9 protein-coding genes are annotated in these 12503 nt (G+C 73.4%); 3 read left to right on the top strand and 6 right to left on the bottom strand.

Annotation, left to right across the window (positions count from 1 at the left end; genetic code table 11):
- Window positions 1–35: 35 nt before the first annotated feature.
- The 4 genes from M2302_RS12430 to M2302_RS12445 all read right to left on the bottom strand — a co-directional run bounded on the left by M2302_RS12430 (window position 36) and on the right by M2302_RS12445 (window position 4350).
- Window positions 36–1685, bottom strand: coding sequence for a BCCT family transporter (locus M2302_RS12430; RefSeq protein ID WP_280838066.1), 1650 nt, complete (start codon window positions 1683–1685; stop codon window positions 36–38).
- Window positions 1686–1829: 144 nt separating this feature from the next.
- Window positions 1830–2663 (bottom strand): siderophore-interacting protein, encoded by an 834-nt coding sequence (locus M2302_RS12435; protein WP_280838067.1) that lies wholly within the window; start codon window positions 2661–2663, stop codon window positions 1830–1832.
- Between the two features lie 10 nt (window positions 2664–2673).
- Window positions 2674–3996, bottom strand: a complete 1323-nt coding sequence (locus tag M2302_RS12440; protein ID WP_280838068.1) for a deoxyguanosinetriphosphate triphosphohydrolase — start codon at window positions 3994–3996, stop codon at window positions 2674–2676.
- Between the two features lie 3 nt (window positions 3997–3999).
- On the bottom strand, window positions 4000–4350 hold the full coding sequence (locus tag M2302_RS12445) for a VOC family protein (RefSeq protein ID WP_210777301.1): 351 nt from the start codon (window positions 4348–4350) through the stop codon (window positions 4000–4002).
- Window positions 4351–4544: 194 nt separating this feature from the next.
- Between M2302_RS12445 and M2302_RS12450 the strand changes: the two genes are divergently transcribed.
- The gene (locus tag M2302_RS12450) at window positions 4545–5072 is read left to right on the top strand and encodes a roadblock/LC7 domain-containing protein (protein ID WP_280838069.1); all 528 of its coding nucleotides are present in this window, start codon (window positions 4545–4547) and stop codon (window positions 5070–5072) included.
- Between the two features lie 81 nt (window positions 5073–5153).
- Here M2302_RS12450 and ppdK read toward each other — a convergent pair whose 3' ends face one another.
- The gene (ppdK, locus tag M2302_RS12455) at window positions 5154–7862 is read right to left on the bottom strand and encodes a pyruvate, phosphate dikinase (protein ID WP_280838070.1); all 2709 of its coding nucleotides are present in this window, start codon (window positions 7860–7862) and stop codon (window positions 5154–5156) included.
- A 312-nt stretch (window positions 7863–8174) separates the two neighbouring features.
- On the opposite strand from ppdK, the gene M2302_RS12460 reads away from it, so the two are divergent.
- Together M2302_RS12460 and M2302_RS12465 are read left to right on the top strand one after the other, a co-directional pair.
- Window positions 8175–9956, top strand: a complete 1782-nt coding sequence (locus M2302_RS12460) for a beta-N-acetylhexosaminidase (protein ID WP_280838071.1) — start codon at window positions 8175–8177, stop codon at window positions 9954–9956.
- A gap of 515 nt (window positions 9957–10471) precedes the next feature.
- Window positions 10472–11134: a C39 family peptidase gene (locus M2302_RS12465; protein ID WP_280838072.1), complete on the top strand. Its 663-nt coding sequence runs from the start codon at window positions 10472–10474 to the stop codon at window positions 11132–11134.
- Window positions 11135–11224: 90 nt separating this feature from the next.
- Here the strand turns inward: M2302_RS12465 and dusB are convergent, their stop codons facing one another.
- Window positions 11225–12400, bottom strand: coding sequence for a tRNA dihydrouridine synthase DusB (gene dusB, locus M2302_RS12470; RefSeq protein WP_280838073.1), 1176 nt, complete (start codon window positions 12398–12400; stop codon window positions 11225–11227).
- Window positions 12401–12503: the final 103 nt, after the last annotated feature.

The following is a 12503-nucleotide window of genomic DNA, read 5'->3' on the forward strand; positions in this document are numbered from 1 at the left end:
GGGGCGTGTGGCGAACGACGCCGGCAGGGGTGGTGTCACCGTGGGGGGCGGTGGAACCACCGGGTCACCGGTGGCGGATCCTCCTCCTCGTACGACCGGGCGGCCCGCATCGCGGCGACCAGGCCGTAGCGGCGCGGCCTGGCCACGGGCGGGTTGACCGTCGGGTCCCGCGCCAGGTCGCGCAGCAGGGCCACGGCGAGCCCGAGCATCACCACCACGAACGGCAGCGCGACCAGGATCGTCGCCTGTTGCAGGGCGGCCAGGCCACCGGCGAGCAGCAGCGCGGCGGCGACCGCGCCGATCAGCACGCCCCAGAGCACCACCACGCCCCGGTGCGGCCGTAGCGCGCCCCGCGAGCTGAGCGAGCCCAGCACCAGCGCCGCCGAGTCGGCGCCGGTGACGAAGAAGAGCGCGACCAGGACCATCGCCAGCACCGTGGTCAGCGCCGCCAGCGGCAGTGCCTGGAGCAGGCCGAAGAGGGCCTTCTCGGTGCTCGCCGAGACATCGGCGACGAGGTCCCGGGTGCCGGTGGTCTGCACCCGCAGGGCGGTGCCGCCCATGATGGCGAACCAGATCACGCTGGCCCCGCTGGGCACCAGCAGCACCCCGGTGACAAACTGCCGGATGGTGCGCCCCTTGGAGATGCGAGCGATGAAGATGCCGACGAACGGCGCCCAGGAGATCCACCACGCCCAGTAGAAAATGGTCCACGCGCCGAGCCAGGCCGGATCGGAGAAGGCCCCGGTCCGGGTGGACATGATCGTCAGGCGGCTGAGGTAGTCACCGACCGAGGCGGGCAGCACCTCCAGGGTGTAGATGGTCGGCCCGGCCACGAAGACGAAGACCATCAGCCCGACGGCGAGCACCACGTTGGTGGTCGAGAGCCACTTGATGCCCTTGTGCAGCCCGGTGAAGGCGGAGACCACGAAGGCGGCGGTGAGCGCGGCGATGACCACCAGCTCGATCGCGATGCTGTCGGGCACCGCGGTCGCGCTCTCCAGGCCGGCGGCCACCTGGAGCGCCCCCAGGCCCAGGCTGGTCGCCGAGCCGAAGACGGTGGCGAAGACCGCCAGCAGGTCGACCGCCTGTCCGACCCGCCCGTACGACCGCGCGCCCAGCAGCGGTTCGAAGGCGGCGGAGATGCGGCTGCCCCGCTTCTTCCGAAACGTCGAGTACGCCAGCGCCAGCGCCGCGATGGCGTAGATCCCCCACGGGTGCAGGGTCCAGTGGAACAGGGTGTACTGCATCGCCACCTCGGCGGCGGCCGGAGTCTGCGGTTCGACGCCGGCGGCCGGTGGCGGTGCGGCGTAGTGCTGGATGGGCTCGGCCACGGCATAGAAGACCAGGCCGATGCCCATGCCGGTGCTGAACATCATCGACACCCAGGCCACTGTGCTGAACTCCGGCTCGTCGTCGTCCGCGCCGAGTCGGATCCGGCCGAAGCGGGACGCCGCGATCACCACCGAGAGCACCAGGAAGGCGTCCGCGGCGACCACGAAGAACCAGCCGAACGTGTTGATCGCCCAGGCCAGCCCGGCGGCGCCGAACCCGGCCAGCGAGCCGCCTCCGAACACGCCCCAGGCGACCACCGCCAGCACCCCGGCGACGCCCAGCACGAGCACCACCGGGTCGATCCGCCCCGCCGGCCCGGCCTCCGGCGCCGACTCCCCCGCCCGCTCCGCCATGGTCACATGGTGCCGCCGACGAACCTCCTGAAAAGCCGCATACCCCCACGGTTCACCCGCGCCGACCGGGAGTTCCCGCGCTCGCGGAGCCATCGCGGCCCCGAGAACAACCCGGGGGTACGAGGTCGGCGGGGCGCGGTCGGGTCAGCCGACCGGGGCGATCTCTTCGGCCTCGACCTGGCGGTTCCAGTCCGCCTTGGTGGACCGCCAGCCCTCGTCGTCCATGCCCCGACGCCAGTAGCCGGAGATGGAGAGCGCCTCGCGGGGCACCCCGCGCTCGACGCGCAGCAGCCGGCGCAGCGCCTTGACGAAGGTCGCCTCGCCGTGCACGAACGCGTGTACCCGGCCGGGCGGGAACTCCAGCGCCCGGACCGCCTCGACCAGCGCCTCGCCGACCGGCCGGGAGCCCCGGTGCAGCCAGGTCAGCGCCACCGCGCCGGGGCTGAGCAGCCGCTGCTCGTCGGCCGGCCCGTCGACCTCGACGAAGACGGCGGCCGGGGCGCCGAGCGGCAGCCGCTCCAGCGCCGCGCCGATCGCCGGCAGCGCGCTCTCGTCGCCCACCAGCAGGTGCCAGTCCGCCGTCGGGTCGGGCGCGTACGCCCCGCCGGGGCCGACGAAGAGCACCTCGTCGCCGGGGCGCAGCCGGGCCGCCCAGGGCCCGGCCAGCCCCTCGTCGCCGTGGTGCACCACGTCCACGGTGAGTTCGCCGGCCAGCGGGTCCCAGGCGCGCACGGTGTACGCGCGCAGCCGGGGCCACTGGTGGCGGGGCAGGTCACGACGGATCGCGGCCAGGTCCAGCGGCCGGGGGTGATCGACACCCGGCGCCGGGAAGACGATCTTGATGTAGTGGTCGGTGTACTCCCCGACCGGCAGCCCGGCCAGCTCCTCCCCGCCCAGGACCAGGCGGATCAGGTGCGGGGTGGGCCGCTCGGTCCGCAGGACCCGGGCGGACGTGACCTTCTTGGGGCGCTCCGTCATGTCACTTAGGCTAACCTAAGTCGTCGCGGGGCCCCCGGTCGGGAGCACGACCCGTACGCCGGACCAGCCGGTCGTGCCAGGCCACCGCCGCCGGGTCGGTGAGCGACGCCACCTGGTCGACCACCACCCGCAGCCGGGCGGCGTCGTCCGGGGCGGCCCGCCACAGCGGCGCGAAGACCGGGTCGAGCGCGTCCGGCGCCCGGTCGCCCAGCACGCCGACCAGCTCGGCCAGGACCTCCCGCTGCCGGTCGTACCGGGCGCCGACCCCCGGGCGGTTCATCACGTAGCGCCAGGCGATCCCCTTCAGCAGCGCGCACTGGGCCCGGACCCGGCGGGGCACCACCAGGTCGGCGGCGTACCGGCGGTGCGGGCCTGGGCCGAAACGCTCCCGGGTGGCGGTCACCGCGGCGGAGACGAACCGGCCGGTCAGCACGCTGGCGGTGGCCTTCAGCGCGACCTGCGCGCGATGGCTGCCGTCGTACCCGGCGAGCGCGGCGAGCTCCGGCTCGTCGAGCAGGTCGACCAGCACCTCGCCCAGGTCGGCCGGGGACTCGCCGGAGTAGACGGCGGCCACGTCGACGCAGAGGGCGGCCCGCTCGCCCGGGTCGTCGAGCAGGGGCCGCAGCGAGAGGTACCCGCCGTGGATGCCGTCCTCCACGTCGTGCACCGAGTAGGCGACGTCGTCGGCCCAGTCCATCACCTGGGCCTCCAGGCAGCGCCGCGCGCCGCCGGGCGGGCCGCCGCCGTCCCCGGCGGGTACGCCCTCGCGCAGCCAGTCGAAGACCGGCCGGTCGTCGTCGTACACCCCGAACTTGCGCAGTCCCGGCTGCCGGGGCCACGGGTACTTGCCGACCGCGTCGAGCGAGGCCCGGGTGAGGTTGAGCCCGGCGGGTACGTCGTCCGGGCCGACCACCTTGGCCTCCAGCCGGGTCAGCACGCGCAGCGTCTGGGCGTTGCCCTCGAACCCGCCGCAGGGCGCGGCGAGCCGGTCGAGGGCGTCCTCGCCGTTGTGCCCGAAGGGCGGGTGGCCGAGGTCGTGCGCGAGCCCGGCGGTGTCCACCACGTCCGGGTCGCAGCCCAGCCGGGCGCCCATCTCGCGGGCGATCTGGGCCACCTCCAGCGAGTGCGTCAGCCGGGTACGCAGGAAGTCGTCGGTGCCGGCGACGTGCACCTGGGTCTTGGCGGCCAGCCGCCGGAAGGCCGCCGAGTGCAGCACCCGGGCCCGGTCCCGCTCGTACGGCGACCGGCCGTAGCCGGTGTCCTTGGGCGCCTCGTCGACCCGACGCCGCGCGTCGGACGCGTCCCACGGCCCGGCCGGGTCGGCGTCACGCACCCCTCAGCCCTGCTGTCGCAGCACGCAGAACTCGTTGCCCTCCGGGTCGGCGAGCACCGTCCAGGAGGCGTCGCCCTGGCCGACGTCGACGTGCCGGGCCCCCATGTCGACCAGTCGCTCGACCTCGGCCTCCTGGTCGGCCGGGCGCAGGTCGAGGTGGAGCCGGTTCTTGGTCTCCTTGCCGTCGGCGACCGGGACGAAGACGATGCCGGGCAGCCGGTCGCGCGACTGGCGGATCTCCACCTCGTCCGGCTTCTCCGCGATCACCTGGTAGCCCAGCGCCTCGGCCCACCAGTGGGCCAGCCGGGACGGGTCCCGGGCGTCGACGGTCAAGCTCTCCCAGACGCTGGTCATGCGGCCACCCTTCGCCGGTCGTACGCAACTGCTCGCGGGAGCCCAGGTTACGCCCGGGTGGCCCGCGGGGCGCGCCGGCGAACATCGCCTGGCGGGTCCGCAACCGCCGATCAGACGACAGTTGTCGACCGATTGCCGACCGTCACGGGATCGCGGGCGCGGCGTGGCCTTCGGTAACGTGCCGGGAGCGGTACGTGACACCGACGACCGAACGCGACGAACGGGGGACGCTCGTGCACGTTGACACGGTGATGGACACGGAGCTGCGGAGGCTGCGCCGACGCCGCCCCGAGGTGGCCGGCACGGTGCTGGGCGGCCGCGACGGGATGCTCATCTCCAGCGACCTGCCGACCACCGACGCGACCCACCTGGCCGCCCTCGCCGCGGTGAGTTTCGGGGTGGGCCACCAGGTCGCCCACACGGTGCGCGGCGGCGGCTTCCGGGAGTCGGTGGTGCACACGGCCACCGGCTCCGTGGTCACCTATCCGGCCGGGCGGCACGCGCTGCTCACCCTGGTCACCGGCGCGGGTGCCGACCTGGAGGCGCTGCACACCGAGGCGCGGGCGGTGGCCGAGCGGGCCGGCTCGGCGTTCGACTCGCAGCGGGTGGCGGTGGGCGCGACGCCCGTGCCGCAGGTGCACCGCGCGCTCGCCGGGCGTACCCCGCTGCCGGCGCTGGCCAGGCGGCGGCCCGGATCGACCTGGCGGCGCCCGCCGCTGTAGGGGCCGGCCCGCCGCGACGCAGCACACCCACCGACGACGACGGCGGCTCCGGGGCACCCGGAGCCGCCGTCGGTCGTGCGGTCAGCGGCTGTCGGAACCGTGGGTCTCGACGGCCGCGCGGCCGGCCTCCAGGCGGGCCACCGGCACCCGGAACGGGGAGCAGGAGACGTAGTCCAGGCCCACCTCGTGGAAGAAGTGCACCGAGTCGGGGTCGCCGCCGTGCTCGCCGCAGACGCCGAGCTTCAGCTCCGGCCGGGCCGCCCGGCCCTCCTCCGCGGCGATCCGGACCAGCCGGCCCACCCCGTCCCGGTCGATGGACTCGAACGGTGAGATGCCGAAGATGCCCAGCTCCAGGTAGCGCCAGAAGAACGCGCCCTCGACGTCGTCGCGGGAGAAGCCCCAGGCCATCTGGGTCAGGTCGTTGGTGCCGAAGGAGAAGAACTGCGCCGCCTCGGCGATCTGCCCGGCGGTCAGCGCCGCCCGGGGCACCTCGATCATGGTGCCGATCAGCACCTCGACGCCGCTGTCCCCGACCACCTCGGCGATGATCTTCTCGGCCTCGGCGCGTACCGTCTCCAGCTCCTGCACCGCGCCGACCAGCGGCACCATGATCTCCGGCTTGGCCACCGCGCCGGCGCGGGTGACCGCGACGGCGGCCTCCGCGATGGCCCGGACCTGCATCGCGAACAGGCCCGGGATGACCAGGCCGAGGCGCACACCGCGCAGGCCCAGCATCGGGTTCTCCTCGTGCATCCGCCGGACGGCGGCGAGCAGCGCCTCCTCCTTGGCGACGTCCTCGCCGCGCTCCTGCGCGACGGCGACGTTGACCGCGAGCTGCTCCAGCGGGGGCAGGAACTCGTGCAGCGGCGGATCGATCAGCCGCACGGTGACCGGCAGACCGTCCATCTCGCGGAAGATCTCCTTGAAGTCGTCGCGCTGCAAGGGCAGCAGCGCGGCGAGCGCCGACTCCCGCTCGTCGTCGGTGCGGGCCAGGATCAGCCGCTCGACCAGCTCCCGCCGGTCGCCGAGGAACATGTGCTCGGTGCGGCACAGGCCGATGCCCTGGGCGCCGAAGCGCCGCGCCCGGGCCGCGTCCGCCCCGGTGTCGGCGTTCGTCCGGACCGCCAGCCGCCGCTTGGCGTCGGCGTGGCTCATGATCCGGTGTACGGCCCGGACCAGCGGGTTGTCGACGTGCTCCGGCTCGAGGCTGCCCTCGAAGTACTGCACCACCTCGGACGGCATGACCGGGACCTCGCCGAGGTAGACCTTGCCGGTGGTGCCGTCGATGGAGACGATGTCGCCCTCGTTGACGGTCTGCCCGGCCACGGTGAACCGCTTCGCCGGCACGTTCACGTCGATCTCGTCGGCGCCGGAGACGCAGGTCTTACCCATGCCCCGGGCCACCACGGCGGCGTGGCTGGTCTTGCCGCCCCGCGAGGTGAGGATGCCCTGGGCGGCGATCATGCCGTTCAGGTCGTCCGGGTTGGTCTCCCGGCGGACCAGGATCACCGACTCCCCCTCGGCGGCCAGCTCGACCGCCCGGGCGGAGGTGAAGACCACCTTGCCGGAGGCGGCGCCTGGTGAGGCGCCGATGCCCTTGGCGACCGGCTGGAACTCGTGGTCGAGCCGGAACCGGGGGAACATCAGCTGCGCCAGCTGCGCGCCGTTGACCCGGTGCAGCGCCTCGTCCAGGTCGATCAGGCCCTCGTCGACGAGCTGCCCGGCGATGACGAACGCGGCGGCGGCGGTGCGCTTGCCGACCCGGGTCTGCAGCATCCAGAGCTTGCCGCGCTCGATGGTGAACTCGATGTCGCAGAGGTCCTTGTAGTGCCCCTCCAGCCGGGCCATGAACGCGAGCAGCTCGTCGTAGGACTTCTTGTCGAGCTGCTCCAGCTCCTGCAGCGGCACGGTGTTGCGGATACCGGCGACGACGTCCTCGCCCTGGGCGTTGGCCAGGTAGTCGCCGTAGATGCCCTGGGCGCCGCTGCCCGGGTCGCGGGTGAAGGCGACGCCGGTGCCGGAGTCGGGGCCGAGGTTGCCGAAGACCATGGAGACCACGTTGACCGCGGTGCCGAGGTCGGCCGGGATGCGCTCCTGGCGGCGGTAGACCACGGCCCGCTCGGCGTTCCACGACTCGAAGACCGCACGGATGGCCAGGTCGAGCTGCTCGCGCGGCTCCTGCGGGAACTCCCGGCCGGTGTGCTTGACGAAGATTCTCTTGTACGCGTCGACCAGCCCGCGCAGGTCGTCGGCGTCGAGGTCGAGGTCGTTGGTGGTGCCCTTGGCGCGCTTGGCCTCGTCCAGGGCGTGCTCGAACTCCTCGCCCGGCACCTCACAGACGGTCTTGCCGAACATCTGGATCAGCCGGCGGTACGAGTCCCAGGCGAACCGGTCGTTGCCGCCGGCCTGGGCGGAGAGCCCGACCACGCTGCGGTCGTTGAGGCCGACGTTGAGGACGGTCTCCATCATGCCGGGCATGGAGAACTTCGCGCCGGAGCGTACGGACACCAGCAGCGGGTCGTCCGGGTCGCCGAGGCGGCGGCCCATCTCGCGTTCCAGGGCCTCCAGGTGGGTGGCGATCTGACCGGCCAGCCCGGCGGGTTCCTCGCCGGTGGCCAGGTACGCCTTGCACGCCTCGGTGGTGATGATGAACCCGGGCGGGACCGGCAGCCCGAGATTGGTCATCTCGGCGAGGTTGGCCCCTTTGCCACCGAGCAGGTCCTTGAGGTCCTTGTTGCCCTCGGCGAAGTCGTAGACGTACTTGTGATCGACCGTCTCTTGCGCTGCCACCAGAGCCTCCCACGCGCGCCGGAATTGACACTTAACGAAGGTTCAGCTGCCTCATACCCCGGGGCGAGCCACCGGTAATCCCGGGCCAGCACCGATCGGTGGGCGAAGGTTAAGCGAACATCGGGTGGCCTGGGACCGTTCGGTGACAATAGGCACAGCTATCACGACTATCCGCGTTCGTGGGGGTTTCTGGGAACGCTTCCACGCGCAGGATCACGCAATTCCGAGTCTCCTCGTACTCTTGACGGCACCGGTTCTGCTGAACCTGACCTTTGCCATATCCGCCGCAAATACACCCCCGGAGCCGCCGCCGTGCCGCCCACCCCCGCCACCAGCCCGGAGACCGGCGCCGCCGCCAGCGCCGGGGCCGACCGGGAACCGCTGGGTCAGGTCGACCTGTCCGCCCACCGGCCGGCCGCCGCCGAACTGTCCCGGGCCGCCGAGCTGACCGCCGGGGAGCTGCTGGCGCCGCCCGCACCGGTCCGACTGGGCGACGTGGTGCCGGCCCCGGAGCAGGTCCGGCCCGACCCGACGGCCGACTTCGCCCTCCCCGCCGACGCGGCCGTCCGGGTGGGCCCGGATCCGGACGCCCGGGACGTGGCCGAACAGCTCGCCGAGCTGCTGCGACCGGCCACCGGGTACCCGCTGCCGGTCGTGGTCGAGGCCACCGCGACCGGCGGCCCGCTGGTGCTCACCCTGGCCGCCGCGACGCCGCCCGCCGGCGTACCCCGCCCCCGGACCGCGCCCGAGGACGCGGCGGGCGTCGACGCGGGTGAGCTGGGCGTCGAGGGTTACCGCCTGGACGTCACCCCCACGGGGGTACGGATCAGCGCCGACACCGCCACGGGCCTGTTCCACGGGGTGCAGACGCTGCGGCAGCTCCTGCCGGCGGCGGTCGAGAGCCCGTCCCCGGTCGCCGCCCGCTGGGTGGTGCCCGGCGGCCTGCTCGTCGACCGGCCGCGCTTTCCGTACCGGGGCGCGATGCTCGACGTCTCCCGGCACTTCTTCGGCGTCGCCGACGTGCTGCGGGTGATCGACCACCTGGCCCGGTACAAGCTCAACCACCTGCACCTGCACCTCACCGACGACCAGGGCTGGCGGATCGCCGTCGACTCGTGGCCCGCACTGACCACCGTCGGCGGGGCCACCGAGGTCGGCGGCGGCCCGGGCGGTTTCTACACCGGCGCGGACTACCGGCGGATCGTCCGGTACGCCGCCCGCCGGCACGTCACCGTCGTCCCCGAGATCGACCTGCCCGGCCACACCAACGCGGCGCTGACCGCGTACCCCGAGCTGGCACCGGACCGGGTCGCGCCGCCGCCGTACACCGGCACCGAGGTCGGCTTCAGCTACGTCGACCCGGCAAGCGAGCGGACGTACGACTTCGTCGCCGACGTGCTCGGCGAGGTGGCCGCCATCACCCCCGGCCCGTGGCTGCACATCGGCGGCGACGAGGCGTTCAAGGTCAAGGGTGCCGCGTACACCGGCTTCGTGGAGCGCACCCAGCGGATCGTCGCCGGCACCGGCAAGACGGTCATCGGATGGCACCAGATCGCCCCGGCCGGGCACGCCGAGGGGCGGGTGCTCCAGTGGTGGGGCACCGACGGTGCGGACCCGGTCGTCGCCGAGGCGGTACGCCGGGGCGCCCGGCTGATCCTCTCCCCCGGCAACCACGCCTACCTGGACATGAAGTACGCCCCGGACACCCCGATCGGACACGACTGGGCCGGGCTGATCGACGTGCGGCGCGCGTACGACTGGGATCCCGGCACGCACGTCGCCGGCGTACCGGCCGACGCGGTGCTCGGCGTGGAGGCGCCGCTCTGGACCGAGTCGGTGACCACGCTGGCGGAGATCGAGTTCATGTTCCTCCCCCGGCTGCCCGCCATCGCCGAGCTGGGCTGGTCGCCCCGGACGACGCACGGCTGGGCCGGGTTCCGTGAGCGCCTCGCCGGCCACGGCCAGCGCTGGGCCACCGCCGGCATCGCCTTCCACCGTGCCCCGGAGATCCCCTGGCCGGCCGAACGGGACGGGGCCGACACCCCGCCCACCGCCCTCCCCACCCCACCCGCCACCCCGACCCCCACGGGCTGACACCTGACGCCGCGCCAAGGCCCGCATCGCCCGCTGATCAAGAGGTTTGCGTCTCTGGTGGGCGTGTTTCTGGCGCAAACTTCTTGATCAACGAGGCGCAGGGGGCCGGGTCGCCGGTCGGGGCCGGATGTCTGGTTTCGGGTGGGCGGTAGCTGCCCGGAACCAGAGGCGGAGGCGGCCCGGGCCGCCGGTTCAAGGCCGGGTGTCCGGTTCCTGCTGGGCGATATCTGCCTCGAGCAGGCCGTCTGGCCTGCGGTGTCGGGTGGGCGGGGCCGCCCGGGTGGCGGAATGGCCGATGGGGTGGGGTCGTTGTACATGGCGTACCTCCGGCGCTCCCCCGGCCGGACGGATCCCGGGACCGGCCCGATGGAATGCGCGGCCACCCGGGCCGGTTACATCCCCCGGACACCCGAGCAGGTCGCGCCGATCGCCGGGTCGATCCCCCTTCTGACTTGTCCCGCGGCACCGCGCCCCCTGTTGCGTGTGCCGCGTACCCCCGAACAGAGAGGCCGATCATGCGTACCGATCTGATCCGCAAGACCGCCCTGACCGCTGCCGGCCTCGCCTTCACCGGCGCCGTCGCCGGCCCGCTCGCCACCGCCAACACCGACTCGGCCACCACCGACAAGGGTGCCGCGTCGGCGAAGAACGACCGCAAGTCGCACGGCGAGCGTGAGCTGAGCATGCGCTACGAGGCCCAGCCGAACTTCTACTACTGCGGCCCCTCGGCCACCCGCAACGCCCTGTCTGTGCAGGGCAAGGACATCGACGTGGACGCCGTGGCCAAGGAGATGGGCACCACCGAGGCCGGCACCAACTCCATCAACGACATCACCCCGGTGCTGAACAAGGAGACCGGCAAGAAGGTCTACCGCAGCGTCGAGATCCGCGACAACAGTGCCGACCGCAAGCAGACCGAGAAGCTGCGCGCGGACGTCGTCCGCACCATCGACGACGGTCGGGCCGTGGTCGCCAACATCGCCGGCACCGCCACGGACACCGACGGCCTGACCCACTCCTTCGAGGGTGGCCACTACATCAGCGTCATCGGCTACCGCGACGGCGGGAACGTCGTCACGATCGCCGACTCGGCGAACGCCGACCAGATGTCCTACCGGATGAGCGTGGACAACCTGGCCGACTGGATCGCCACCCGCGGCTACGCCGCCACCGCCTGATCCACGGCACCACCGACAAGGGCCGGCCCCCACCCGGGGGCCGGCCCTTCGTCGTGTGCGCGTCCCGCCCGCTCGGCGGACCAGCGGCGGTCAGCCGCCGGAGTCGGCCAGCTCGGCGCCCTCGGGCACGGTGTCGTCGTCGCGGCTGGCCAGCCAGCCGTCGGGCAGGAAGACCTTGCCCGGGGAGTTGGTACGACCACGCGGCTGACCGAGGGTGGCCACCGGGAAGGGCTCCGTCGGGTCCAGCTTGCCGAGCAGGTCGTCGAGCTGCGCCAGGCTCTCGATCATCGCCAGCTCGCGGCGCAGCTCGCTGCCGACCGGGAAGCCCTTGAGGTACCAGGCGACGTGCTTGCGGAAGTCGGTGCAACCGTCCCGCTCGCCCCGGGCCGGGGTACGGCTGCCGGCGGTGAACTGGTCGACCAGCAGCTCGGCGTGGCGGCGCATGGTCTGCGCGACCTCGCCGAGGGTGGGCAGCCGCCGCTCGGGGCGACCGTCGAACGCGGCCTCCAGGTCGGCGAAGAGCCACGGCCGGCCCAGGCAGCCTCGGCCGATCACCACCCCGTCCACGCCGGTGTGCGCCACCATCCGCAGCGCGTCGTCGGCCTCCCAGATGTCGCCGTTGCCGAGCACCGGCACGTCGAGGGCCTGCTTCAAGGTGGCGATGGCGTCCCAGTCGGCGGTGCCCGAGTAGCGCTGTGCGGCCGTACGCCCGTGCAGGGCGACCGCCGCCACCCCGGCGTCCTGCGCGGCCAGCCCGGCCTCCACGTACGTCAGGTGGTCGTCGTCGATACCCTTGCGCATCTTGACGGTGACCGGCACCCCGGCCGGTGCGGCGGCGTCCACCGCGGCCCGGACCAGGCGGGCGAAGAGCCGCCGCCGCCACGGCAGCGCGGAGCCGCCACCCTTGCGGGTCACCTTGGGCACCGGGCAGCCGAAGTTCAGGTCGATGTGGTCGGCGAGGTTCTTCTCCACCACGATCCGCACCGCGGCGGCGGTGATCTCCGGATCGGTGCCGTAGAGCTGGAGGCTGCGCGGCCGCTCGTCCGCGCCGAAGGCGATCATGCGCAGCGTCTTCGGGTTCCGCTCGACCAGGGCGACAGTGGTGATCATCTCGCAGACGTAGATGCCGCCGCCCTGCTCCCGGCAGAGCTGCCGGAAGCCGACATTGGTGATGCCGGCCATCGGGGCGAGCACCACCGGCGGCCACACCTGGTGCGGCCCGAGGGTGAGCGGGCGGAGCGCGACGGACGGAGCGGGACTGGTCACGTACCCAAGAATCCCATGCCCGGCGCGGTGGCCCGGCCTCCGGTGGCCGGTCGCCGCCGCGATGGTGAGCGAACTCGCACCGCGACGGCGACCGGCGTCCGGG

Source organism: Micromonospora sp. A200, assembly GCF_029893845.1.
Classification (GTDB): domain Bacteria; phylum Actinomycetota; class Actinomycetes; order Mycobacteriales; family Micromonosporaceae; genus Micromonospora; species Micromonospora purpureochromogenes.